Annotated in this window: 16 protein-coding genes; 7 read left to right on the top strand and 9 right to left on the bottom strand. The window is 70.9% G+C overall.

Translation table 11 applies throughout. From position 1 onward, the window contains the following. Positions 1-21 precede the first annotated feature (21 nt). Positions 22-372: a hypothetical protein gene (locus ACFXK0_RS20430; RefSeq protein WP_379412090.1), complete on the bottom strand. Its 351-nt coding sequence runs from the start codon at positions 370-372 to the stop codon at positions 22-24. A gap of 80 nt (positions 373-452) precedes the next feature. Further along, a complete protein-coding gene (locus tag ACFXK0_RS20425; RefSeq protein WP_379412089.1) occupies positions 453-1,034 on the bottom strand; it encodes an HdeD family acid-resistance protein in 582 nt (193 codons plus the stop codon). Between the two features lie 138 nt (positions 1,035-1,172). Here ACFXK0_RS20425 and ACFXK0_RS20420 point away from each other — a divergent pair, with 138 nt between their 5' ends. Next, a complete protein-coding gene (locus ACFXK0_RS20420; RefSeq protein WP_379412088.1) occupies positions 1,173-2,147 on the top strand; it encodes a glycosyltransferase family 9 protein in 975 nt (324 codons plus the stop codon). Here the strand turns inward: ACFXK0_RS20420 and ACFXK0_RS20415 are convergent. After that, positions 2,129-2,467, bottom strand: a complete 339-nt coding sequence (locus ACFXK0_RS20415; protein ID WP_379412087.1) for an ArsR/SmtB family transcription factor — start codon at positions 2,465-2,467, stop codon at positions 2,129-2,131. The two genes, ACFXK0_RS20420 and ACFXK0_RS20415, sit on opposite strands and share 19 nt — an antisense overlap. Positions 2,468-2,747: 280 nt before the next feature. Between ACFXK0_RS20415 and ACFXK0_RS20410 the strand changes: the two genes are divergently transcribed. Further along, complete coding sequence (locus ACFXK0_RS20410; protein ID WP_379412086.1) at positions 2,748-3,401, top strand: M23 family metallopeptidase; 654 nt, start codon at positions 2,748-2,750, stop codon at positions 3,399-3,401. A 3-nt stretch (positions 3,402-3,404) separates the two neighbouring features. On the opposite strand, the gene ACFXK0_RS20405 is transcribed toward ACFXK0_RS20410, so the two are convergent. Further along, on the bottom strand, positions 3,405-4,310 hold the full coding sequence (locus ACFXK0_RS20405) for a LysR family transcriptional regulator (protein WP_379412085.1): 906 nt from the start codon (positions 4,308-4,310) through the stop codon (positions 3,405-3,407). Positions 4,311-4,400: 90 nt separating this feature from the next. Between ACFXK0_RS20405 and mqo the strand changes: the two genes are divergently transcribed. Further along, a complete protein-coding gene (mqo, locus tag ACFXK0_RS20400) occupies positions 4,401-5,837 on the top strand; it encodes a malate dehydrogenase (quinone) (RefSeq protein WP_379412084.1) in 1,437 nt (478 codons plus the stop codon). Positions 5,838-5,861: 24 nt separating this feature from the next. Here mqo and ACFXK0_RS20395 read toward each other — a convergent pair whose 3' ends face one another. Beyond that, positions 5,862-6,464, bottom strand: a complete 603-nt coding sequence (locus ACFXK0_RS20395) for a TetR/AcrR family transcriptional regulator (RefSeq protein ID WP_379412083.1) — start codon at positions 6,462-6,464, stop codon at positions 5,862-5,864. An 87-nt stretch (positions 6,465-6,551) separates the two neighbouring features. Here ACFXK0_RS20395 and ACFXK0_RS20390 point away from each other — a divergent pair, with 87 nt between their 5' ends. The 3 genes from ACFXK0_RS20390 (at position 6,552) to ACFXK0_RS20380 (ending at position 9,428) form a co-directional block, all read left to right on the top strand. After that, positions 6,552-7,424, top strand: a complete 873-nt coding sequence (locus ACFXK0_RS20390) for a sterol desaturase family protein (protein WP_379412082.1) — start codon at positions 6,552-6,554, stop codon at positions 7,422-7,424. 24 nt (positions 7,425-7,448) lie between these two features. Next, positions 7,449-8,300: an SDR family oxidoreductase gene (locus tag ACFXK0_RS20385; RefSeq protein WP_379412081.1), complete on the top strand. Its 852-nt coding sequence runs from the start codon at positions 7,449-7,451 to the stop codon at positions 8,298-8,300. A 102-nt stretch (positions 8,301-8,402) separates the two neighbouring features. Further along, positions 8,403-9,428 (top strand): hypothetical protein, encoded by a 1,026-nt coding sequence (locus ACFXK0_RS20380; RefSeq protein ID WP_379412080.1) that lies wholly within the window; start codon positions 8,403-8,405, stop codon positions 9,426-9,428. A gap of 29 nt (positions 9,429-9,457) precedes the next feature. Here ACFXK0_RS20380 and ACFXK0_RS20375 read toward each other — a convergent pair whose 3' ends face one another. Continuing rightward, complete coding sequence (locus ACFXK0_RS20375) at positions 9,458-9,784, bottom strand: hypothetical protein (protein WP_379412079.1); 327 nt, start codon at positions 9,782-9,784, stop codon at positions 9,458-9,460. Between the two features lie 245 nt (positions 9,785-10,029). Between ACFXK0_RS20375 and ACFXK0_RS20370 the strand changes: the two genes are divergently transcribed. Further along, positions 10,030-10,365, top strand: coding sequence for an RNA polymerase-binding protein RbpA (locus tag ACFXK0_RS20370; protein ID WP_067453486.1), 336 nt, complete (start codon positions 10,030-10,032; stop codon positions 10,363-10,365). A gap of 67 nt (positions 10,366-10,432) precedes the next feature. On the opposite strand, the gene ACFXK0_RS20365 is transcribed toward ACFXK0_RS20370, so the two are convergent. The 3 genes from ACFXK0_RS20365 to ACFXK0_RS20355 all read right to left on the bottom strand — a co-directional run bounded on the left by ACFXK0_RS20365 (position 10,433) and on the right by ACFXK0_RS20355 (position 25,955). Continuing rightward, on the bottom strand, positions 10,433-11,233 hold the full coding sequence (locus ACFXK0_RS20365; RefSeq protein WP_379412165.1) for an ABC transporter permease: 801 nt from the start codon (positions 11,231-11,233) through the stop codon (positions 10,433-10,435). An 86-nt stretch (positions 11,234-11,319) separates the two neighbouring features. After that, on the bottom strand, positions 11,320-12,309 hold the full coding sequence (locus ACFXK0_RS20360; RefSeq protein WP_379412078.1) for an ATP-binding cassette domain-containing protein: 990 nt from the start codon (positions 12,307-12,309) through the stop codon (positions 11,320-11,322). Then, the gene (locus tag ACFXK0_RS20355) at positions 12,306-25,955 is read right to left on the bottom strand and encodes an amino acid adenylation domain-containing protein (protein ID WP_379412077.1); all 13,650 of its coding nucleotides are present in this window, start codon (positions 25,953-25,955) and stop codon (positions 12,306-12,308) included. Before ACFXK0_RS20355 ends, ACFXK0_RS20360 begins: the two co-directional genes overlap by 4 nt. Positions 25,956-25,979 lie beyond the last annotated feature (24 nt).

The raw sequence follows: 25,979 nt of genomic DNA, 5'->3' as shown, positions 1-25,979 counted from the left end.
CGCGGCGGAGCTGGTCGCGGATCAGGTCCAGAGCGCGGCGACGACGACGTTGACGATGGCCAGGCCGCCCGCGGCGTCGGTCATCCAGTCGGCCCGCTCGCCGCGCTTGGCGTCGGCCCGGCTGATCTCGGCGAACGCGCAGACGACCACCGCGATCGCCAGCTTCACCGCCAGCTTGATGGTGTCGGGATCTTTGTCGAGCGAATCGACGCCCGAGGCCAGACCAGCCAGGATCACCCCGGTGATCAGCTGGGCGCGCGCACCCCACACCATCAGTTCCGAGACGACGGGCCGGCCCGCGACGAAGCCACCTACCACCGCGGCCATGCCCAGCAGATGGGCGACTACCACCAGGTTGTAAAGGAAATCCATGAGCGCCGAGCGTAGTTCACCCGGCGACGGCCGGCACCCGTCGGCACCGGCCGCCGCACGACGAATTCCGCGGTTACTCCTTATACCTGTGTATCCACCAGATGCGAATCCTTGCGGACGCCGAAGGCGGTGATGATCTCCATGACACCGATGACGATCAGCGAGATGCCCGCCACCCACATCAGGGTGGCCAGCGAGCCGACCGGCCACACGATCAGGACGACACCGGCGATCGCGCTGATGATGCCGTAGAAGATCTGCCAGCCCCGGCCCGGCACACCCTTGTCCGCGACCGCGGCGAACAGCACCGCGACACCGCGGAACAGCCAGCTGATGCCGATCCACAGCCCGAGCAGCACGATCGAGGCCAGGTCGTCGCGGAAGCAGAACACACCGATGATCAGCGACAGCACACCGCTGATGAACGAGAGCACCCGGAAGCTGGTGCTGGGCAGATGGGTGAACGCGGCGATCAATTGGAAGATGCCGCTGACAACCATGTAGATGCCGAACAGCACGCCCGCCACGAGCAGCGACGGGCCGGGCCACACGAGGACGATGATGCCCAGCACCACCGCGAGGAGGCCGGTGACCAGAATTGTTTGCCAGGTCTTCTTGGCAAGAGCCGCAATTGGACTCTCCAACACGGTATTTGTCGTCATGACGAGATGTTATGCCCGGTTGCTCTGGTTTTCCCGATATTAGCTGGGCCGGTGACCGTGTCGCGATCGCCGTGACAGTGGACACGTCCGCCCCTGCACGAACGTTTGGTGCGCGCGGGTGCCGGGTAGGACAAAGAAGTGTCGGTTGTACTCGTGCTGCAAGCTCGGGGCCTCGGTGATCTGCTCGCCGCGGTCCCGGCTCTGCGTGCCCTGCGCCGGGCCGAACCGCAGAGCCGGATCATCCTGGCTGCGCCGCACCGCTTGGAGCGGATCGTCGACCTGATCTCCTCGGTCGACGAACTGGTCCCCACCGCCGATCCCGCCGCCCTCATCTGGGACGGGCCCGCCCCCGAGCTGGCGGTGAACCTGCACGGTCCCGACGGCGCCAGCGCCCGGGCACTGGCCGACACCGGGGCCGCCCGGATCATCGGGCACCGGACCCCGGAACTGCCGAAACTGGCCGGGCCCCGCTGGGATCCGGAGGCGCACGTGGTGGACCGCTGGTGCCGGCTTCTCGAGTTCGAGGGCATCGCCGCCGATCGCCGCAATCTCGGCCTGGTGCCGCCGGTGGCCTCGCTCAGCCGCCGCGATTGTGTGGTGGTCCACATCGGCGCGGGCGCGCCGGCGCGGCGCTGGCCGCCGGAACGCTTCGCCGCGGTGGTGCGGCATCTGCTGGTACTCGGCCGGGGCGTGGTACTCACCGGCGACCCGTTCGAACGCGAGATCGCGATGGAGGTGGCCGCCCAGGCCGGGCTGCCCGACGATCGCGTGCTGGCCGGCAGGCAGAACCTCACCGATCTGGCGGCGACGGTGGCCGAGGCGGCCTTGGTGATCAGCGGCGACACCGGCGTCGCGCATCTGGCGACCGCCTTCGGCACGCGCACGGTGCTGCTGTTCGGCCCGACGCCCCCGCGCCGGGGCGGACCGCCTGCGCATCTGCTGGGCAGGCACGCGGTGCTGTGGGCCGGACAGGTCGGCGACCCGGAGGGACGCACGCCCGACAGCGGACTGCTGCGGATCGGCGTCCCGGAGGTGCTCGCGGCGGTCGACGCCCAACTCGACAAGCAGGACTGGGCCGAGTCGACCAAGTCCCGCTATCGCCGGGTGGGCTGAGCCGGCTCGGTGGCCACGGCGGTCCGCAATGCCGCCGCATGGGCGGCCAGCGCGCTCGGCCAGAACTGCTCGAGATAGTCCCGGGCGTCGCCGAGACCGCGGGGGTCCAGGGAGTAGAGGTGGCGGTTGCCCGCGGGGCGCATGGCCACCAGATGCGCGTCGCGCAGCACTTTCAGGTGCTGGGAGGCGGCCGAGCTGGTGATTCCGGTGGCGGCGGCGAGCTCGGCGACCGAGCGCGGACCCGCGGGCAGCGACTCGAAGATCGCGCGCCGGGTGGGGTCGGACAGGGCCGCGATGGCCCGAACTCCGTTAGTGTCCACTTCACCAGTGTGCGCGCATTCAGGGGGTCCGGCAATGATCTTGCCGGTCGCGCATTTCGCCCGGTCGTCATCAGGATGTAGACAGTTCGTTATACCGCCGTTATAGATCAACTGGGGTTATAGCGCTTCGTGATGACAGCCACAGGATTCGCCGCCGAGGTCACGGCTTCGCTACGTTCGAGACATGTTCGTGACCAACCCGTTATCTGCCCGAGTCTCCGACGCCTTCGCCGGCCGTTGGGGAGGCGTTGTCGCGGGTGCGGTGGCTCTGTCCGCACTCGTGGGAACCTCCGTCGCCACCTTCGGTGAGCCCGAGACCCCCGCGTCCAACACCACCATCACGGCCAGCAGCACCGAGTCCGTCGCCCGGGGCGCCTCGCCCTACCGCTTCACCTCGTACACCCCCGCCGAGGCCCAGGGCGCGCAGGGCACGGCCGCCGCGTCGGCGCCGATCCCGTGGGAAGAGCACCGCGAAGCGGTCGAGGTCGCCCTGCCCGAGATCCCGTTCATCGCGCCGCGGCCGCATACCGTCCGCCCGGTGAACGGCCGGCTGACCTCGTACTTCGGCGCCCGTTGGGGCACCGCGCACAACGGCATCGACTTCGGCGACCCGATCGGCGCACCGATCTTCGCCGTCACCGACGGTACCGTGATCGAGGCGGGTCCGGCCACCGGCTTCGGCCTGTGGGTCCGCGTGCAGCAGGACGACGGCACCATCGGTGTGTTCGGTCACGTGAACGAGATCCTGGTTCAGGTCGGTCAGCACGTCAACGCCGGTGATGTCATCGCCACCGTCGGCAACCGGGGCAATTCCACCGGCCCCCACCTGCACTACGAGGTGCACGTGCCGGACGGCTCGCGCTACGGCGCCCCGATCGACCCGCACCCGTGGCTCGCCGCGCGTGGCGTCGACGCAGGCATCGCCCAGGACTGATCCTCACGCACCACTGATCGCCGCTCGCCGGTCGATCAGGAATTCCCGAAGCCGCGCGACCGCGAGCGTCGGCCGATGGTCTCCCGAGACCAGGCCGATCTCGCGGTCGCGGTCGCCATCGATGCGCACGATCGCCAGATCCGGATGCGGCAGCTCCGCGGCGGGCAGCAGCGCGACGCCGAGACCCAGCGCGACCAAGGCCCGCACCGTCTCGAACTCGGTGATCTCGAACAGCACGCGCGGCGTGAAACCCGCGGCGGCACACCAGGTGTCGAGTAGCGCGCGCAGGTGATAGCTGGGCGGGTTGGCGATGAAGGCCGCGTCCGCCAGTTCCGCCAGCGCCACGCGCGCCCGCCCGGCCAGCGGGTGGGTGCGGGCGACATGCAGGTCGATGCGCTGGCGGCCCAGGTCCACCGAGCCCAGATCGACCGGGGGCGGGATCATCACCGCCAGATCGAGCCGGCCGTCGCGTACCTGTTCGGCGAGCTCTTCACCGTGCGCCTGCACCAGACGCAGCCGGATGCGGGGCGCGCGGGTGTGGAACTGCGCCAGCAGCGACGGAATGCTGACCGGTCCCAGCGTCAGCGGGAAGCCGAAGCGGACCAGCCCGCTGTCGGGATCGGCGTCCGCGCGGACCCGGCGCACCGCGTCGTCGAGGGCGCGGACCACCCCGCGCGTGCGCTCGTGCAGATCACGCCCCTGCGGCGTCAGCGCGACCCCGCGACCGAGCTGCTGGAACAGCGCGACACCCAGAGTCTGCTCCAGCGTCCGGATCCGGCGGCTGAGCGAGGACTGCGGAACCCCGAGGCGCTCGGCCGCCCGGGTGAAATGGCCGTCCTCGGCGGCGGCGTCGAACGCGGCCAGCAGCGGAACCAGGTCGTGGGCGCCCACCTCCCCGTATTCATCCATATCCGGATCATAATCGCGGCGATATCGCGTTGGACGGATTGCTTCTCCCGGCGTGACGATGGCGGTACACAGCTCACGGGAGGTTCCGAGATGACCGATACGACACCCATCCAGCCCGAATCCGCCAGGGGCGAGGACATTCTCGACGCGGTCCTGATCGGTGGCGGCATCATGTCGGCCACCCTCGGCGCGCTGCTGAGCACGATCGCGCCGGACTGGTCGATCGCGCTGTTCGAACGGCTCGGCGAACCTGCCGCGGAGAGCAGCCACCCGTGGCACAACGCCGGGACCGGCCATGCGGGCCTGTGCGAACTGAACTACATGCCCGATCCGGCCGACGGCACCCGCGCCGCGCGGATCGCCGAGCAGTTCGCGCTCTCGCGCCGGTTCTGGTCGGCGCTGGCGCACCGCGACGCCCTCGACCCGGCGACCTTCCTCACCCCGGCACCACACATCACCGTGGTGTTCGGCGAGCGCGACATCGCCTACCTGCGCGAGCGCTACGCGACGCTGCGGACACTGCCCGCCTTCGCCGGACTCGAGTACACCGAGGACCGGGCCGTCATCGCGCAGTGGGCGCCGCTGCTGGTGCGCGGACGGGCCGACGACGAGGCGATGGCGGCCACCCGGCACACCGCGGGCACCGATATCGACTTCGGCGCACTGACCAGGTCGTTGCTGGCGACCATGACCGAGGCGGGCAACGCGGTGCGCCTGCACCGCGAGATCACCGGACTGCGCCGTGGCCGCGACGGTCTGTGGACGGTGCGCGGTCGCGATCTGGACAGCGGGCGCCGGTTCACGGTGCGCACGCGGTTCGTCTTCGTCGGGGCGGGCGGATACGCCCTGCGCTTGCTCCAGCGGGCCGGGCTGCCCGAGGTGCGCGGCTACGGGGTGTTCCCGCTGGGCGCGCAGTTCCTGCGGACCAGTGATCCCGCGGTGGTCGCCGAGCATCGGGCCAAGGTGTACAGCCAGGCCGATCTCGGTGCGCCGCCGATGTCGGTGCCGCATCTGGACCGGCGGGAGGTGGACGGCGAGGCCGCGCTGCTGTTCGGTCCGTTCGCCACCTTCAGCACCCGGCTGCTGCGCTACGGCAAGCTCACCGATCTGTTCACCACGCTGCGGCCGCACAATGTCGTCCCGCTGGCCGCGGTGGGCGTGCGGAATCCGGGTCTGCTGCGCTACCTCGTCGGCCAGCTGATCGCCTCGCCGCGGCGCAAGTTCGCGCAGTTGCAGCGGTTCTACCCCACTGCCGATCCGGCCGGCTGGGAGCTGGTCCAGGCCGGGCAGCGCGCCCAGCTGGTGAAGCCGGACCGGCGGCGCGGCGGGGTGCTCGAATTCGGCACCGAGCTGGTGACCGGCGCCGACGGCACCGTCGCCGGCCTGCTCGGGGCCTCACCCGGCGCGTCGATCGCGCCGTCGATCATGCGCGATCTGCTGGAGCGGTGTTTCCCGGAGCGACGCTACGAATGGGCGCCCCTGCTGGCCGAACTACTGCCCGCCGGCGACCTGCCGCTCGGCGCGTAATCGCTTGCCCGGCAAGCAGACCCACTAGCGCGCGGCGGCGAACAGGGCGGTGATCAGGCGGTGGGAACGGGCGGTCATCTGCGCGGCGGTCTGGTCGGGGTGGCGCAGCCACCACAGCACCAGCGAGGTCACCGCACCCATCCAGACATCTGTCAGTGCGGACAGGTCGAGCGGATCGGTGAGCTCGACGACACCGATCGCATCGGCTACTCCGCGCGCCGCCTGGGCCGCGATGCGCCGCCGCGCCGCCCGGGAGGCCTCGGCAACCGGCCCCTCGTCGGGATGGGACCGGTCGAACACGACGGTCCAGTCGTGTGGCCGTGGTTCCAGCGCGGCGAAGATCGCGTCGAGGGTGCGTTCGGCCTTGCTGAGCCCGCCGGCTTCGGTGATCGCGAGCTCGATCGCGTCGTAGAGAATCGTCGCCGCCCGATCGACACACCCGTTGTACAGCCCGTCCTTGGACTGGAAATAGGTGTAGACCAGCGGCTTGGACACCCCGGCCCGCTGGGCGACATCGGCGAGCGAGAGCCCCGCGTAGCCGACCCGCCCGATCTCGGCGACGGCGGCATCGAGGATCTGCTGCTCGCGTTCGGGACGCGGGACACCCTTGGTTCCGGCAGTACTCACCGGTTCATCCAACCATCGCGAGCCGCCATCGTTGACACCCGACTGACCATTTTGTAATTTACGTTTGAGTCAATTCAAGGAGTCGCCGTGCCGGACGCCGTCTGGGATCAGATCAACACCCCCATCCTCTACGCCGTCCCGTTCTTCGCGCTGTTCCTCGGCATGGAGATCCTGAGCCTGCGCCACGATGCCGGGGACCGGCGTGGCTACCACGTCGCCGACACCAGGACCAGCATCAGCATGGGGTTGGTGTCGCTGGCGTTCACCGCGCTGTTCAAGGTGCTCACGCTCGTGCTGTTCGTCTTCCTGTGGTCGACGCTCGCGCCCTGGCACCTGCCGACCGGCGCCTGGTGGTACTGGCCGGTGCTGGTGCTCGTCGTCGATCTGGCTTATTACACCAATCACCGGTTCTCCCACCGGGTCCGGATCGGCTGGGCGGCGCATCAGGCCCACCATTCCAGCGAGTACTTCAACCTCGGCACCGCCCTGCGGCAGAAGTGGAACCCGTGGTCGGAGGCGATCTTCTGGGCACCCCTGCCGCTGCTCGGCTTCGCGCCGTGGACGATCTACATCGCGTTCTCGATCAACCTCATCTACCAGTTCTTCACCCACACCGAGACCGTCGGCCGGCTCTGGCGCCCGATCGAGTTCGTGTTCAACACGCCCTCGCACCACCGCGTCCATCACGGCCGCGACCCGGAATACCTGGACAAGAACTATGCCGGGATCCTGATCGTCTGGGACCGGATGTTCGGTACCTTCGCCCCCGAGCGCCGGACCCCCACCTACGGCCTGACCAAACCCGTCGGCACCTACAACCTGATCCACCTGCAGTATCACGAGTACGCCGCCATCGTGCGTGACCTCCGCGGTGCGACGAGCTGGCGGGAGCGGCTCGGGTACCTCTTCGCCCCGCCCGGCTGGCAGCCCACCCCCGGCGGCGCGCCGACCACCGCCTGACCCTCGATCCGACAGGAGACCTCCGTGTTCACCGAACTCGCCCGATCGGTGCTGCTCAACCCGCCCGCCCTGCCCCGGACGGTGGCCCGGCTCGTCCTCGGTGAACGCCACGAGATCGCGGGCAAGACCGTGGTGCTGACCGGTGCGTCCGCCGGCGTCGGCAAGGCGGCCGCGCACGCGCTGACCCGCGCGGGCGCCGCGGTGATCCTGGTGGCCAGGACCCCCGAACCCCTCGCCGCGGTGCGCGACGCCGTGCGCGCCTCGGGCGGGAACGCCGAGATGATTCCCTGCGATCTCGCCGACGCCGAACAGACCGACGCGCTGGCCAAGACCCTCGTCGAACAGTACGGCCACATCGACGTGCTGGTGAACAACGCGGGCCGCTCGATCCGCCGCGGCGCCGCCGAGGCCACCGACCGCTTCCACGACTACGAGCGGACCATGGCGCTGAACTACTTCGGCGCGGCCCGGCTCACCATGGGCCTGCTGCCCTCGATGCTCGAGGCCGGTGACGGGCACGTCGTCAATGTCGCCACCTGGGGTGTCGCGGCCGGATCGATGCCGCTGTTCACCGCGTATCACGCGTCCAAGGCGGCGCTGGGCGCGTTCGGGCGCAGCCTCGGCGCGGAGACCAGGCCGCGCGGCGTGCACGTCACCACGCTGGGGTACCCGCTGGTGCGCACCGAGATGATCGCGCCCACCGGCAAATACGCCGACGCGGCCGCCCTGTCCCCCGAGGACGCGGCGGCCTGGATCCTCACCGCGATCCGCACCCGCCCGATCGAGCTGTACCCGCGCTACGGCCGGGTGCTGCAGACGCTGGCGACCGTCTCGCCGCGCGCGGTCGACGCCGCGATCTGGCGGATGGGGATCTGACCCTGAGAACCCGGGTAAGGCCGACCCCCTACCCGGGTACGGGCGGTGATCCCGCTCCGCAGCGGGAGGTGTTGGGGCATACCGGATTCCTACCGTCGAGACATGGCGACGATCGCATTCCCCCAAGCCCTGTCCGGCCTCCGGTTCCCGGCCGCCCACCGGGGCGACGCGGCGCCGTGGCACCGCCCCCTGCTGGTGAATTCGGCGCTGATGGCCGGACTCGTGCTGGTCTCGATCATCGGCATGCTGGTCGACGACCGCGAACTGCTCGGCGAATCCGTCTGGCTCAAACCCGCGAAGTTCGGCCTCGCCTTCGCCCTCTACGGGGTGACCTTGGCGTGGATCCTGCGGCTCCCGCATCGTGGCAGGCGCGCGACCTGGTGGCTGGGCACCGTCTTCGCGGCGACCGGGATCGCCGATGTCGGATTCATCGCGCTCCAGGCCGCGCGGGGCACGTTCAGTCATTTCAACACCGCCACCGACCCGGTCAACCAGATCGGCCAGCAGGTGTTCACCTCCGGCGTGCCCGGCCTGTTCGTCGCCAATCTCGTCCTGGCGGTGATCATCTCGTGGCAGAAGCTCGCCGACCGGCCGACCCGGATCGCGTTGAAGGCCGGACTGTGGCTGGCGGTGACCGGAATGGCGCTGGGCTATCTGATGGGCTTCACCAGCCCGCAGCTCGTCCGGCAGAGCGACGGCACCGTGGTCGGGCTGATGGCCGGGCACACCGTGCGGCCCGGAGTGCCCACCGATGTGGCGCGCGACGGGGTCGGTGCCATGCCGATCACCCACTGGAGTACCACCGGCGGTGACCTGCGCATCCCGCACTTCGTCGGCCTGCACGGTATCCAGGTGCTGCTCGTGCTCGCCGTCGTGCTCGCGGCACTGGCACCGCGCTACCGCTGGCTGCGCACCGAGCACACCCGCGCCGGACTGCTCGGCGTCGCGGTGCTCGGCTACTTCGGGCTGCTGCTGCTGGTGCTCTGGCAGGCCCTGCGCGCCCAGCCGCTCCTCGCGCCGGACCTGGCGACCGCCGGTGCGGCCGCGGCGCTGGCGCTGTTCGTCGCGGGCGGTGTCACCACCGTGTACCTGCGCTCCCGCGACTCCGCCGAAGCACCATCGGCCTGATCGCCCTCGCCTGCGCCGGCCCATCGTGGTCAGCGCAGGCGTTCGGCTTCCCGGGACAGCTGCACCAGAGTCGCGCTCAGCTGAGCGAGTTCGGCGGTGTCGGCGCCCTCGGCGACCGCGGTCGCCACGTCCTCGGCGGCGCACCGCGCGGCGAACCAGCGATCGGCCAGGTCGGCGGCCTCCTGCGCGGACAGCACCACCGCGTCCTCGGGAATCCCGGTCCCTTTCAAGCTGGTCCGGTGCTCGTAGGCGCGTTGCCTGCACGACTGGCGGCAATAGCGGCGACGGCGACCCGACTCGGAATCCACGATCTCCCGCCCGCACCACAGGCAGGACAGCAGGCGACTGCGCGACATGCTGCGAAACCCTAGCCGCCCGGCGGCCGATCCGGCGGCGCAGGTCTCGCTCAGCGGGCAGCGACTACAATGGAACAGTTCAGACTTCTCGCGCGTTGAACTGTAGAACTAAGCCCCGTTCTCGGCCCGACTCGATTCTGGACTGACCGAAGGGTGCGACGAAGGAGTACCCGCAGGGAGGGAAGAATCGAGGCCCCGGGGGCCGAGAACACGCGGCGCCAGCCGCCAAAAGTACAGGAGCACACATGGCAGATCGCGTTCTCCGAGGCAGTCGGCTCGGAGCGGTGAGCTACGAGACCGATCGCGACCACGATCTGGCCCCGCGCCGGATCGCCCGTTACCGCACCGACAACGGTGAGGAATTCGACGTCCCGTTCGCCGACGACGCGGAGATCCCGCCGACCTGGCTGTGCCGCAACGGCCAGGAGGGTCAGCTCATGGAGGGCACCTCGGTGGAGACCAAGAAGGTCAAGCCGCCGCGTACCCACTGGGACATGCTGCTGGAGCGTCGCAGCAAGGAGGAGCTCGAGGAGCTGCTCAAGGAGCGTCTGGACCTGCTCAAGACGCGCCGTCGCGGATAACCAGCGCACACACGGCGAAGGCCGCCTGCCGGGATCACCGGAGGCGGCCTTCGCCATGTCCGCGCGGTCAGTGGCTGGCGACCTTGCGGTATTGCAGCAGTGCCGCCGGCATGGCGACGGCCAGAATGACCACCGAGCAGATGACCGCGTAGAGCACGCAGTGTTCGGCCGCCCAGCCGGTCGCGGGGGCGAAGGTCGGTGGCGAGTCGTTCTCGAAGAGTTTGCGGCCCGCGGCCGAGACCGCGGTGATCGGATTCCATTCCGCGATGGTGCGCAACGGGCCGGGCAGGGTCTCGGCGGAGATGAACGCCGAGGAGATGAACGACAGCGGGAACATCCAGATCAGGCCCGCGCTCTGGGCCACTTCGACCGTCGGCGAGATCAGCCCGGTGAGCGCGCCGACCCAGGACATGGCGAAGGCGAACAGCAGGATGATGGCGAAGGCCAGTGCCGCGTCGGCGGCGCTGCCGTGGATGCGCCACCCGACGATATAGCCGCAGATCACCATCACGCCGAGACTGAGGATATTGACCACCAGGTCCGAGAGCGTGCGGCCCATCAGCACCGCCAGCCGCGACATCGGCAGCGTCCGCATCCGGTCGATGATGCCTTTCTGCAGGTCACCGGCCAGGCCGACGGTGGTGAAGGCGGCGTTGAAGGCGACGGTCTGGGTGAAGATGCCTGCCAGCAGGAATTCGCGGTACTGGTCGCCGCCGAGTGAGGCGCCGAAGATGTAGGCGAACAGGAATACGAACATCAGCGGCTGGATGGTCGCGGTGACCAGCAGCGTGGGCACGCGCAGGATGGTCAGCAGATTGCGGTAGGCCACGATTCCGCTGTCGCGGAAGAACCGCCCGCGCGGCTGCATCTCGGCCGCCGCGGCGGGACGCGGTGACGTCGTCGGGATCGGCATCTCGCGGGTCTCGTAGTCCTCGACCGCGACGTCCGGGGCACTCACGACAGGATCTCCTCTTGCACTTCGTCGGTTTCGGGTTCCGGGGCGGGCGCGGCCGGGGTGCCGGTGAGGGACAGGAACACATCGTCGAGGGTGGGGCGCACGACGGTGGCGTCGAGGACGCACACGCCGGCGTCGTCGAGGCGGCGCAGGGCTTCGACCATGGTGCGCGAACCGTTACCGACCACCACCGAGACTTCGTCGGTGCCCGGTTCGTGGATCGGTTCGCCGATGCCGACCTGCTGAAGCACCGATACCGCGGGACCCGGGCTCTGTCCGGCGGCCAGGGTGACGGTGAGCCGGTCGCCGCCGATGGAGGTCTTGAGTTCGTCGGCCGAGCCGCGCGCGATGACGGTGCCCTTGTCGATCACGGTGATCCGGTCGGCGAGCAGGTCGGCTTCCTCGAGGTACTGGGTGGTGAGCAGGACCGTGGTGCCGTCGTCGACGAGGTCGCCGATCACCTTCCACATGTCCAGGCGTCCCCGGGGATCCAGGCCGGTGGTCGGCTCGTCGAGCACCACCACCGGCGGCCGGGCGACCAGCGCGCCGGCCAGGTCGAGGCGCCGGGCCATGCCGCCGGAGTAGGTGCCTGCGCGCCGGCCCGCGGCGTAGTCCAGGCCGAACGCGGTGAGCAGTTCCTCCACCCGGGACACGGCCTGTTTGCGGCCCATGCCGTACAGGCGCGCCACCATGCGCAGGTTCTCGTAGCCGGTGAGGTTCGCGTCGACCGCGGCGTACTGGCCCGACAGCCCGATCCGGGTGCGCGCGGTGGCCGGATCGGCCAGCACGTCGACCCCGGCGACCCGGATCGATCCGGCGTCGGGGCGCAGCAGCGTGGTCACGATCCGCACGGTCGTGGTCTTGCCCGCGCCGTTGGGTCCCAGCAGGCCGAGCACGGTGCCCGCCGGGATCTCCAGGTCGATCTCCTTCAGCACGCGTACCTTGCCGTAACTCTTGGCCAGGCCGCGTACTTCTACCGCCAGACTCACGGACGCATCTCCTTCTGGCCGCCGCCGCACACGGTGATCTCCGGGACCGCGTCGAGGTGGCGATGCAGCACGGGGCCGATCACCGCCAGCGATTCCGGCGTGGTCATCGCCGCATGCCTGCAGGGCAGGTCGTGGTTGTGGATGTTGCCGGTGACGAACGGCTGCCAGGCCTCGGCGCGGCGGCCGGGGTCGGCGGCGTTGATCTCGTCCGCCGCGGCGGTGAAGAACAGCAGGTCACCGTCGAACAGGCGCGGCCGGAACTTGTTGGCCAGCACCGTGCCGTCGGCGTAGCCGGTGTAGAGCCGTTGCAGGTTCTCCACCGAGAGCGCGGCGAACGGGCCCGGCTGGGACCGCAGCAGATCCGCCGCTTCGCGCAGGTCGAGATCGGCGGGCAGGGGCGCCCCGTCGAGCAGATCGGCACCGAATTCACCGAGGATGTCGGCCACGCTGGGCATCGCGGTCTCGAGCCAGCGGTCGCCGAGCTGGTAGCTGTCGAGCATGGCCAGCAGCGCGACGTCCTCCCCCGCGTCCTGCAACTGGACGGCCACCTCCTGCGCGATCAGGCCACCGAGCGACCAGCCGAGCAGATGGTATGGACCGTGCGGCTGGATCGACTTGATATGGGCGACATAGTGTCCCGCGGCTTCCGGAATCGAGGTGAAGCTGTCCTCACCGGACACGTGCGGCGCCTGCAGGCCGTAGAGCGGACGCTGCGGAGCCAGGTGCGCGAGCAGGCCCGCGTAGCACCAGGACAGCCCGATCGCGGGGTGCACACAGAACAGCGGGGTGTCGTGCGGTCCGCTCGACGGACGCAGCGGCAGTACCGGGCCGGTGGCCGCGGCCATCACCGCGTCCGCGTCGCCGGCATCCAGCAGCGCCGCGATCCCGGCCGGGCTGGCATCGCCGAACATCATCTGCACCGAGACCTCGTAGCCGCGTTCCCGCAGCGCGGCAACGACTTTGGTGGCCAGCAGCGAGTTTCCGCCGATCTCGAAGAACCCGTCGTCGGCGCCGACCCGGTCGAGCCCGAGCACCTCGGCGAAGACCGCGCACAGCGCCACCTCGGCCGGGGTCACCGGCGCGCGATAGCCCTCGGACGCGGCGAACACCGGCTCCGGCAGCCGGGCCCGGTCGAGTTTGCCGACCGGGCTCAGCGGCACCTCGTCGAGCACCATGACCGCCTGCGGGACCATGTAGTTCGGCACGTGCGCACCGACATGGGCCAGCAGTTCGGCCACGCTGGGCGCCGCGCCCGCGCGGGCCTTCACATAGGAGACGAGCGCGGTGGCGCCGGCCGGGGTGGTGTGCCCGATGGTTAGCGCGAACTCGACCTCGGGATGCCGGCCGAACGCGACGTCGATCTCGCCGAGTTCGATCCGGAAACCGCGCACCTTCACCTGGTGGTCGGTGCGGCCGACGTATTCCACGTCCAGCGCCGACTTCGCGCCGTCGCGCCAGCGCACCAGGTCGCCGGTGCGGTACATCCGCTCGCCCGGCGCGCCGTAGGGATCGGCGACGAACCGCTGCGCGGTCAGGCCGGGCCGGTTGTGGTAGCCGCGGGCCAGCGCGGAACCGGCCAGCTGCAGTTCACCGGTGACGCCGATCGGGGTCGGGTGCAGGCGCCGGTCGAGCACGCTGGCCGCGACGCCGCGGATCGGCCCGCCGATGGTGATGGGCCCCTGCGGGCTCATCGGCTGCGGCATCAGCGTGACGATGGTGGTCTCGGTCGGGCCGTAGACGTTGTAGAAGTTGCGGCCCTGCGCCCAGCGGGCGAGCAGGTCCGGCGGCAGCGCCTCACCGCCGACGAGCACGTGCGCGAGCGAGTGCACACCCGCCGGGTCGACGGTGCCCAGCGCGGCGGTGGTGATGAACGCGTGCGTGATCCGCTCACGGATGAACAGCTGGCGCAGGTCCTCACCGCCGACCACGCCCGTCGGGGCGATCACCAGGGTCGCGGCGCCGCCGAGCGCGAACAGGATGTCGAGCTGGGCGGCGTCGAAACTCGGGGTGGCGAAGTGCAGGATCCGGCTGCCGGGGCGCACGTCGAAGCGGTCGGCGGTCTCGGCGGCGAAGTTGGACAGGCCGGCGTGGGTGACGACCACGCCCTTCGGGGTGCCGGTCGAGCCGGAGGTGTAGACCACGTAGGCCGGGTTGGCCAGGCGCAGCGGCCGGATCCGGTCGGCGTCGGTGACCGGTGCGTCGTCGGTGCCGAGCACGGTGGCTCTGGTGTGCGGGTCGTCGAGGACCAGCCAGCGGGTGTCACCGGGCAGCCGGTCGCGGTGCGCCAGCAGGGTCAGGCCCAGTGCCGCACCGGAATCGGTGAGCATGTGGCTGATCCGCTGGGCCGGGTAGTTCGGGTCGACCGGCACGAACGCCGCGCCGGCCTTGGCGACCGCGAGCATGGTCGCCACCGATTCCACCGAGCGCGGAATGCCCAGGGCGACCAGGCTTTCCGGGCCGACACCGTGACTGATGAGCACCCGGGCCAGCCGGTTGGTCCAGCGGTCGAGGGCGTCGTAGGTCACCACCGTGTCGCCCGCGCTGAGCGCGACACCGTCGCGTGAGCGCGCCACCGCGGCACCGAACACGACGGGCAGGGTGACCGGACGGTCGGCGCGGCTGCCGTGCACCGGCGCCAGCGCGGTCCACTCGACGGCGTCGAGCAGGGCCAGATCGCCCACGGCGGTGTTCGGGTCGGCCGCCACCGCGGTGAGCAACCGGACCAGGCGGTCCCCGAGACGGCGGGCGGTGACCTCGTCGAACAGGTCGGCCGCGTAGTTCACCGCCAGGGTGATGCCGTCGCCGACGCGCTCGGCGGTCTGGGTCTCGGTGAAGGTGAACTGCAGGTCGAATTTGGCGATGCCGGCGTCGGCGTCGACCGCCTCGATCCGCAGACCGGGCAGTTCCAGCATCCGGACCGGGGCGTTGCGCACCGACAGCATCACCTGGAACAGCGGGTGATGGGCCTGCGAGCGAGCCGGATTGAGCACCTCGACGAGTCGTTCGAACGGCAGGTCGGCGTGAGCGAAGGCGTCGAGATCGCCGTCGCGGACGGTGCGCAGCAGGTCCACGAAGGCGTGGTCGTCGGCGACCTCGGTGCGCAGCACCAGGGTGTTGACGAACATGCCGATCATCGCGTCGAGCGCGGGATGGCCGCGGCCCGCGCTGGCGGTGCCGACGGCGATGTCGTCGGTACCGGTGACGCGGTGCAGCAGCACCACCAGTGCGGCGTGCAGCACCATGAACATGCTGACGTTGTTGGCGGTGGCGATGCTGCGCAGTGCGCGGTGGGTGGCCGCGTCGACCGCGCAGTCGACGGTGCCGCCCCGGTAGGAGGGCACCGGCGGGCGTGACCGGTCGGCCGGCACGGACAGCAGTTCGGGCAGCCCGTCGAGCACCTCACGCCAGTGCGCGAGCTGCTTGCTGATCAGCGCGTCCGGATCGTCCTCGGTGCCGAGCACCGCGCGCTGCCACAGCGTGTAGTCGGCGTACTGGATCTCCGGATCGGCCACGCCGAACGGTTCGCCCGCCCGGATGCCGCGGTAGGCCGCGGCGACCTCGCCGGCCAGGGGTTCCAGCGACCAGCCGTCCATCGCGATGTGGTTCACGACCAGCACCAGGACGTGCTCCTTGGAGCCGGCCACCGCCAGTTTGGCTTGCGCGGGCACCGGCAGCCCGGTGTGGTCGACGGTGATCAGCGCCGCCCGCAGCGGCACCGAGGACGAGAGGTCGAAACCGGGTGCGGCGAAACGGGTGACGGCCGGTTCGACCTCGTGCGGGGCCGCGGTGGCGTGGAACAGGGTGACCGCCGCGTGCTCGGGATCGAGGACCAGCTGCTCGGGTTCGCCCGCGGTCTCCGGGAAGACCGTGCGCAGCGTCTCGTGCCTGCGCTGCACCGTGTGCAAAGCGGCGATGAGTGCGTCCAGGTCGATGGTGCCGTGCAGGCGCAGCACGACCGGGATGTTGTAGGCACCCGCGGACCCGGCCTCCCCCGCGTTGAACCGGTTGAGGAACCACAGCCGGTGCTGGGCGGCCGAGAGCGGGATCCGCGCCGGACGTTCCTGCCGCACCAGCTCGGGCCTGCCGTCGTCACCGGACGGTCCGGATTCGATGAGCGCGGCCAGTTCCGCGACGGTCGGCGCGGCGAACACCGTGCGTACTTCCAGGCGCACATTGCTGGCCGCCGCCAGGCGCGCCACCAGCTGGGTGGCCAGCAGCGAGTTGCCGCCGACGTCGAAGAAGCTGTCGGTGGCCGAGACCTCGGCGACGCCGACGAGCTCTTCGATCACCCGGGCCACCAACCGCTCGGACTCGGTGCGCGGCGCCCGGCCCGCGGTGGTGGTGAACTCCGGTTCGGGCAGCGCGCCGCGGTCGAGTTTGCCGACCGGGGTCAGCGGCACCCGGTCGAGCAGGGTGAGCGAGGCAGGCACCATGTGCCCGGCCAGCCGGGCCACGGCGTGATTGCGCACCTCGGCCATGACCTGGGGGTCGGTGCCCTCGGCGAGCTGCACCCAGGCGACGATCCGGTCGTCACCGGCGATCCGCCGGACCTCGGTGTGCGAGAAGCGGACGTCGGGATGACTGCCGAGGACGGCGCTGATCTCACCGAGCTCGATCCGGAAGCCGCGCACCTTGACCTGGTGGTCACTGCGCCCGAGGTAGTCCAGTTCGCCGGCCGGGGTCCACCGGACCACGTCGCCGGTGCGGTACATCCGGCTGCCCGCCGGACCGTACGGGTCGGCGACGAAACGCCCGGCGGTCAGGCCGAAGCGCTCGTGGTAGCCCTGCGCGATGCCCGCCCCGCCGATGTAGAGCTCACCGGGCACCCCGCGCACGACCGGGCGCAGCCGCTCGTCGAGGACCAGCGCGCGGGAACCACGCACCGGCGTTCCGATGGCCACCGGCGTCCCGACCCGCAGTTCCGACATCGCGGCGATGACCGTGAACTCGGTGGGGCCGTAGGCATTGACGAACCGGCGGCCCGGCGCCCAGTTCTCGACCAGGTCCGGCGGCACCGCCTCACCACCGGCCATCAGGCCGCGCAGCTGCGGCAGCGGCCAGCGGGTGGCGTCGATCGAGGCCAGCACGGCCGGGGTGAGGAAGGTGTGGGTGACCTGCTCACGGTCCAGCAGCGCGCCGAGCTCGTCGCCGCCGTAGATGTCGACCGGGCCGATCACCATCTCGGCGCCGGAGTAGACCGCCAGCAGCATGTCGAGCACCGAGACGTCGAAACTGGGGGTGGAGAAGAAGAACGTCTTGGAGAACCGGTCCAGGCCCATCCGTTCGCGCAGGTCGACCGCCAGGCTCACCAGGCCGCCGTGGGTGACCGTCACGCCCTTGGGCAGACCGGTCGAGCCGGAGGTGTAGATCTGGTAGGCCAGATCGGCGGGACGCACCGGGCGGACCCGGTCGGCGTCGGTGATCCGCGCGCCGTCGTACCCGGCCAGCTCGGCGTGCAGGACCTCGTCGTCGACCAGCAGCCACTGGGTCTCCAGTGGCCCGGCCGCCGCGCGCAGTGCCTCGGCGTCGGCGCCACGGGTCAGGACCGCGCGGGCGCCGGAGTCGGTGAGCATGTGCCGCACCCGGTCGGCCGGGTAGCGCGGATCGACGGGCACGAAGGCCGCGCCGCTCGCGGCCACACCGAAGATCGCGAGCGCGCAGTCCAGCGACCGGGTCAGCCCGACCGCGACCCGGTCGCCGGTGCCGATGCCGCGCGCGATCAGGGCCCGGCCCAGCCGGTGGGCCCGTTCGGCGACCTCGGCGTAGTCGAGTTCGCCGATCTCACCGGCGACGCTGCCGCCGGCGAACCAGCGCAGCGCGGGCCGGTGCGGGAACCGCGCCGCGGCCCGCTCGACGATGTCGGACAGCACGACCGGCGCCACCGCGGCCGGGCCCTGCGCGGGCACCAGGGTGCGGTGTTCGGTGACGGTGAGCGGGTCGATATCGCGCACGAGCTGGTGCGGGGCGGCGGTGATCTGGGTGAGGATCTGCACGAACCGCGCGGCCAGTGTCTCGATGGTGACCGCGTCGAACAGCTCGGTGGAGTACACGAACGCATAGCGCTGCCCGTCGGTACCGGGCGTGACCCGCAGTTCCAGGTCGAACTTGGCGCGCGCGATGTCGAGTTCCTCGGCCCGCAGGCGCAGACCGGGCAGTTCCAGCTCCGGGGTCCGGTCGTCCTGCATGCTCAGCGCCACCTGGAACAGCGGGTGCCGGTTGCTCGCCCTGCTGTCGCGGCCCAGCGCGTCGACGACCCGTTCGAACGGCAGGTCGGCGTGGGCCAGCGCGGCCAGTTCGGTGTCGCGGTCGGTGTGCAGCAGCTCGGTGAAGCTGCGGTCGGGGTCGACATCGGAACGCAGCACCAGGGTGTTGACGAACATGCCGACCAGGTTGTCGAGCTGGACGTCGGTGCGGCCGGCCACCGGGGTGCCGATGGGGATGTCGCGGCCGCCGGTGACGCCACGCAGCAGCACCGCCAGCGCCGAGCGCACCACCATGAACAGGCTGACGCCTGCCGCGGAGGCCAGTTCGTCCATCGCGTGCTGCAGCCGGTCGGAGACCGCGCAGGCCACCGTGCCCGCCTCGCCGACGGGTTCGGCCGGGCGTGGCCGGTCGAACGGCAGCGGCAGCTCGTCGGGCAGTTCGGCCAGCGCGTCGCGCCAGAAGCCGACCTGGACGGCGGCGATGCTCTCCGGATCGTCTTCGCTGCCGAGCACGGCCCGCTGCCAGAGGCTGAAGTCCGCGTACTGCACCGGCAGCGGTTCCCGCAGGGGTGCGGTGCCCGCGCTCCTGGCGACATAGGACACCGCCAGGTCCCGGGTGAGCGGGCCGAGCGACCAGCCGTCGGCGGCGATGTGGTGCACGACCACGCCGAGCAGGTGTTCGTCGGCGGCGATGCGCTGCAACGAGATTCGCAGCGGGGTCTGGCGGGTCAGGTCGAATCCGGTCCGGGCCAGGGTGGTCAGCGCCGCGCGCGCGGCCTCGGCGTCGTTGTCGACGGCTTCGACGGCGGGCACCGCCTGGGCCAGCGGCAGCACGATCTGCTGGGCGCCGGAGAGGTCCTCGGGGAAGACGGTGCGCAGCACCTCGTGCCGGGCCACCAGGTCGGTGAGCGCGGCGCGCAGGGCGCCGACATCCAGATCTCCGCCGATTCGCAAGACGAATGCGATGTTGTAGGCGCTGGATTCGGGGGACAATCGGTTGAGGAACCACAGCCGCTGCTGCGGCAGCGACAGTGGTATGCGTCCCGGGCGCGGGGTGTGTACCGCCAGCGCCACCCGCTGCGTCCGGGGCGCTTCCGCGATCAATCCGGCGATGCCGGCCACGGTCGGCGCCTCGAAGATCTGGCGCACCGGCAGGTCGACCTCGAAATCCGCGTGCAGTGCCGCGGCCAGACGGGTGGCCAGCAGCGAGTTGCCGCCGATGTCGAAGAAACTGTCCTCGGCACCGGGGACCGGACGGCCGAGGATGTCGGTGAACACCGCCGCGACCCGCATCTCCAGGTGGGTGCGCGGGGCACGGGAGCCTGCGGTGGCCGCGAATTCCGGTGTGGGCAGCGCCTTTCGGTCGAGCTTGCCCGCCGGGGTCACCGGCATCCGGTCGAGCACGGTCAGCGCGGCGGGCACCATGTAGCCGGGCAGCCTGCCGCGCGCGGTGTCGAGCACGGCCGCCGGGTCGACCGGTCCGTCGACGGTGACATAGGCGGCGAGCCGCTGCTGGCCCTGCTCGTCGACGTGCACCACGGTCAGCGCCGAACGCACCCCCGGGTGCTCGCGCAGCACGTGGTCGATCTCGCGCAGTTCGATCCGGAAGCCACGGATCTTGATCTGGTCGTCGGCGCGGCCGAGGAACCGCAACCGCCCGTTCGCGTCGGCGACCACCAGATCGCCGGTGCGGTACATGCGTTCGCCGACCCGGCCGTGCGGGTTGGCGACGAAACGCTGGGCGGTCAGCGCGAGCTTGCCGAGGTAGCCGCGGGCCAGGCCGGGCCCGGAGACGTAGAGTTCGCCCGGCGTGCCCGGCGGCACGGGATGCAATCGGGCGTCGAGGACGAACAGCCGCATGCCGCGCACCGGCCCGCCCAGCGGGACCGGCTCCCCCGGCCGCATCGCCGTACTGGCGGTGACCGCGACGGTCGCCTCCGACGGGCCGTACATGTTGTGCATCCGGTACTTGCCCGCCCAGGCGGCGACGAGCTCGTCCGAGCACGCCTCACCGCCGACGATGACCGTGCCGAGTTCGGGGAAGTCACCGGCGGGCACGGTGGCCAGCGCGGCCGGGGTGATGAACGCGTGGGTGATCCGCTCCGACCGCAGGAACGAGGCCAGTTCCGCGCCGCCGTAGAGGTCGGCCGGGGCGACGACGATGGTGGCGCCCGCGGCGAAACCGAGCAGCAGCTCCAGAACCGAGGCGTCGAAACTCGGCGACGAGAAATGCATGGTGCGCGAGGCGTCGCTCACCCGGAACAGCTGGGTCTGCTCACTGGCCAGCGAGGCGATGCCGGCGTGGGTGACCACGACCGCCTTCGGGGTGCCGGTGGAGCCCGAGGTGTAGATGAGATAGGCGGGCTGACCGGGCCGCATCGGCAGCCTGCGGTCGGCGTCGGTGACCGGCGTCGCCGAGCGGCCCGCGCAGTCGGCCTCGAAGTCGGCGGTGCCGAACACCAGCCACTCCGGGGCCCTGCGGTGTTTGCCGGTGGTGGTGGGCAGCGCGGCGAGGTGCTCGGGCAGGGTGAGTCCGAGTGCCGCGCCGGAGTCGCCGATCATGTGCGCGATGCGGTCGGCCGGGTAGGCCGGGTCGACGGGCACATAGGCGGCGCCGGTCTTGGCGACCGCCCAGACCGCGACGATCGATTCGAGGCTGCGTGGCAGGGCCACCGCGACCACCGTCTCCGGTCCGGCACCGTGCGCGATCAGGCTGCGCGCCAACCGGTTCGAACGTTCGTCGAGTTCCCGGTAGGTGGTGTCGAAGCCGAGATAGCGCACCGCGACCGCGTCGGCCAGCCGCTGGGCGGTCTCGCCGAAGAGCCGCGCCAGGGTGCCGGACGGTTCGGCGGGGGCGCCGGCGACGGGCACCAGACGCGCGATCTCCCTGCGGTCGAGCAGGTCCAGATCACCGATCGGGGTGGTCGGCTCGGCGATCACCGCGGCCAGCAGCGCGCTGAACCGGCGGGCGATGGACTCGACCGTGCTGCGATCGAAAACATCGGTGGCGAAACCGAATTCGGCGTCGAGGGGGCCGTCGTCGTGGTTGTCGCGAACCTCGAGCTGCAGGTCGAACTTGGCGACCCCGGTGTCGAGGGGCACCAGTTCGGCGGCGACACCGGGCAGTTCGATGCGCAGGTCCGGGGTGCGGTCGTAGGACAGCATCACCTGGAACAGGGGGTGCCGCGCGGTGGACCGCTCCGGGTTCACCAGTTCGACGAGCCGGTCGAACGGTACGTCGGGGTTGGCGAAGGCGTCCAGGTCGGTCTCGCGGACCAGCGCGAGCATCCGGTCGAAGCCGGCGCCGAGGTCCACCTCGGTGCGCAGCACGAGGGTGTTGACGAACATGCCGACCAGCTCGTCGAGCGCCGGATCGGAGCGGCCCGCGATCGGCGTGCCCACGGTGACATCGGAGCTCGCGCACAGCCGCGCCAGCAGCGTCGCCAGTGCCGCGTGCAGCACCATGAACATGCTGACCCCGTGCGCGGTGGCGAGTTCGCCCGCGGCCCGGCGGATGTCGGCCTCGATCCGGAAGGCTACGGTGTCGCCACCGGTGTCGCGCCGCAGCGGGCGCGGGCGGTCCAGCGGCAGATCGAGCTGGTCGGGCAGCCCGGCCAGCGCGTCGCGCCAGTGCCCGAGCTGCTTGCCCAGCGGCGCGTCGGCATCGGTCTCCGCGCCGAGCAGTTCGCGCTGCCACAGCGCGAAATCGGCGTACTGCACCGGCAGCGCGGTCCACTGCGGCGCGGCGCCGCCCGCCCTGGCGCCGACCGCCACCATCAGGTCGCGGGCCAGCGGGGCGACCGACCAGCCGTCACCGCTGATGTGGTGCAGCACCACCAGCAGCAGGTGGTCGTTCGTGCCGACGCGGTACAGCGCCACCCGCAGCGGGGTCTCGACCCGCAGATCGAAGCCGCGGCCGGTGACTTCGGCCGCCAGGGCCGGGATGTCGGCGGCGATCACGTCGATCGGCGCGAGGTCGATGGGCACGGCGGGCTGGATCAGCTGGTAGGGGCCGTCGGGTCCCTCGGGGTAGCTGGTGCGCAGGCTCTCGTGCCGGTTCAGCACATCGCGCAGACCGGCCCGCAGGGCGTCGAGGTCGAGGGTGCCGGTCAGGCGCAGGGCCAGCGGCATGTTGTAGGCGGCGGCGTGTTCGGCGAACCGGTTCAGGATCCACAGGCGCTGCTGGGCCAGCGACAGCGGCACCCGTTCGGGCCGGTGCACCGGAACCAGTTTGGGCGTCGGGGTTTCGGGGCGATGCGTGCTGATGTAGGCGGCCAGTGCCGCGATGGTGGACGCCTCGAACAGATCGCGGATGGTGAGGTCGGCGTCGAGGGTGGTGTTGATCCGGGCGACCGCGCGCGCGGCGATCAGCGAGTTGCCGCCGAGGTCGAAGAAGCTGTCCTCGACGCCGATGGCGGTGCCGTCCAGGGCGAGGACCTCGGTGAAGATCTCGGCGAGCGCGCATTCCAGCTCGGTCTGCGGTGCCGCGGCGCCGGTGGTGAGCCGCACGCCGGCGGCCGGCACGGGCAGGGCTTTGCGGTCGACCTTGCCGTTGGCGCTCAACGGCAGTTCGTCGAGCACGACCAGCGCCGAGGGCACCATGTAGGAGGGCAGACTGCGGCGCAGCCCCGACAGCAGCGCGGTGACCTCGGGTGCCGGCTCGCCCGCCGCGGCGACCACGTAGGCGACGAGTTCGTCGTCGCCGGTGCGCCCGGCCCTGGCCACGCAGACCGCGCGGGTGATGTGGTCCTGGGCCAGCAGCGCCGATTCGATCTCGCCGAGTTCGATACGCAGGCCGCGGATCTTGACCTGGAAGTCGGTGCGCCCCAGGTATTCCAGGACGCCTGCCTCTACCTGCCATCGAGCCAGGTCACCGGTGCGGTACATCCGCTGCCCGCGGGTGAACGGGTTGGCGACGAACCGGTCGCCGGTGAGATCAGGCCTGCCGAGGTAGCCGCGCGCCAGCTGGGCGCCGGCCAGGTACAGCTCGCCGACGACGCCGGGCGGCACCGGACGCAGCTGCGGGTCGAGGACATAGGTCTGGGTGTTCCAGACCGGCGAGCCGATCGGCACCGTGGTCGCCTCGGCCGGGCACGGCCAGTAGGTGACATCGACCGCGGCCTCGGTGGGGCCGTAGAGATTGTGCAGCTCCGGTCCGCCCGCGGGCCCGTGCAGCGCGGCGTGGAAATCGGCGACGGTGGCACCGGGCAGTGCCTCGCCACTGCAGAACACCCGCCGCAGCCCGGCCCCGCCGCGTACCTGTGGATCGGTGACGAACAGCGAGAGCATCGAAGGCACGAAATGTGCTGTGGTGACGGATTTCTCGGTGATGATGCGAGCCAGGTAGGCCGGGTCGCGATGCCCGTCGGGCGCGGCGACGACGAGCCGGGCGCCCACCTGTAGCGGCCAGAAGAACTCCCAGACCGACACGTCGAAGGTGGCCGGGGTCTTCTGCAGCACCGCGTCGGTGTGGTCGAGGGGGTATTCGGCCTGCATCCAGCGCAGCCGGTTCACGATCGCGGCGTGGGTGACGCCGACGCCCTTGGGTTTACCGGTGGAGCCGGAGGTGAAGATGACGTAGGCGAGCTGGTCGGGGCGCAGCGGCGCGCGCCGCTGCGCGTCGGTGATCGGCGCGACCGAGTGCCCGGTGACGTCGAGGGTGTCCAGATCCACCCGCGCCACCCCGGCGGGCAGCCGGACGCCGTCGCGGGCGGCGGTCAGCACGCACACCGGACGCGCCTGGGCCACCACGGCGTCGATGCGGTCGGCCGGATGTTCGGGATCCAGCGGCAGATAGGCCGCGCCGGTCGCCAGCACCGCGTACATGCCGATGACCATCTCGATACTGCGGTGCAGGCAGAGCCCGACCGTGGTCTCGGGCCCGGCACCGCGGGCAATGAGTTCCCTGGCGAGCTGGTTGACCCGGTCCCCGAGTTCGGCGTATCCGATGGCTCGGTCGGCGAATTCGAGCGCGACGGCGTGCGGGCTGCGGCACACCTGGTCCTCGAACAACGACACCAGGGTCGCCGCGGGGACCGGCATCTCGGTGGCGTTCCACTCGCGCAGCACCCTGGCCTCTTCGGCGGCGGTGATGGCGGTGAGGGTGTGCGCGGGGGTGGCCGGATCGGCGGCCAGGAAGCGGGCCAGGAAGTCGAGGTAGCGACCGTGGTGGGCGGCCACCTCGGCCTCCCCGTAAAGCCTGGGGTTGGCTTCGAAGTCGAGCTGGATACGGCCGCCGTCGCCGTTGTAGATGTTGATCGAGAGGTCTTCGACCGGACCGGTGGCGAGCACGTGCAGCTGACCGGCGATCTCGTCGAATTTCAGCTCGTCGTGGAAGAGCATGATGTTGACCATCGGGCCGAAGAAGCCGCGGGCGTCGCGCGAGTAGCCGCAGTCGCGGCGGATGTCGTCGGAGCGGTAGCGCTGATGCCGCAGCGCGCCGGTGATCTGCAGTTCGGTCTGGCGCACCACGTCGGCGACGGTGGTGTGCGCGTCGAAGCGCACGCGCAGCGGCACCACGTTCGACACCACACCTGCCGAGCGGCGCAGCGCGACCGTGGTGCGCGCCGAAACCGGAAGGCTCAGCACGACATCCGGGTCACCGGTGACCGAGCGGACGTAGGCGGCCAGCGCGGCGACGATGAGCGCGGAGTTGGCCGAACCGTGGGTGGTGATCGCGTCGGTGAGCAGCGCGTCGACCTCGGGGTCCAGGACGGCGGTGGCACGGTGGCGGCCCGGGTCGTGGGTGTCGCCGCCGGCCGTGACCGAGGACAGCGTCATCGGCTCGCCGACGCCGGCGAGCTGCTGCATCCAGTATTCCCGGTCGGCGCGGAAGCGGCTCGACTCGCGGTAGCGGGACTCGTCGGCGTAGAGGTCGACCAGGGCGGCCGCGCGCGAGACCGACGGTTCGCGCTGCTCGCCGACGGCGGTGTAGATCTCGGCGGTGCGCGAGAGCGCGTTCATCGCACCGTAACCGTCGATCACGATGTGGTGTCCGCGTTCGTACCAGAACCAGTCGCGGTCACCGATTCGCAATACGACATTGATGGTGAGCGGTTCGTGCTCCATGTCGATGGGGGTGCTGGCGTGGTTGTTCATCCAGCGCAGCGCGGCGGCCCGGGGGTCGGGTTCGCCGCGGAGGTCGAGCCGAGCCCAGCCGGGCCGCCAGGCGAGGTCGACCCGCTGATGGGGCACCCCGTCGACCTCGAGTAGGCGCACGTGTCCCACCTGGGATTCCGCGCCGTAGCGCTCCACCGCGTACAGCAACCTGCCGACGTCGAGATCACCGTGCAGTTCGACGTAGTGGGCGATGGTGAGCGGAATGTCGGGCCTGATCCGTTGCGCGTACCACAGTGCCGTCTGACCGGGCGAGAGAGCGAACGGTTGGCCGATACCCCCGTCGGTGACGCATGAGCTGACGCGGTCGGTGGCCACTGAACTCATCAAGCACTCCGTTCTACCTTGTGT

It is taken from the genome of Nocardia sp. NPDC059177 (assembly GCF_042755165.1).
Classification (GTDB): domain Bacteria; phylum Actinomycetota; class Actinomycetes; order Mycobacteriales; family Mycobacteriaceae; genus Nocardia.
The sequence above is the reverse complement of the archived record's forward strand: the minus strand, read 5'-3'. Positions and strand labels throughout refer to the sequence as shown.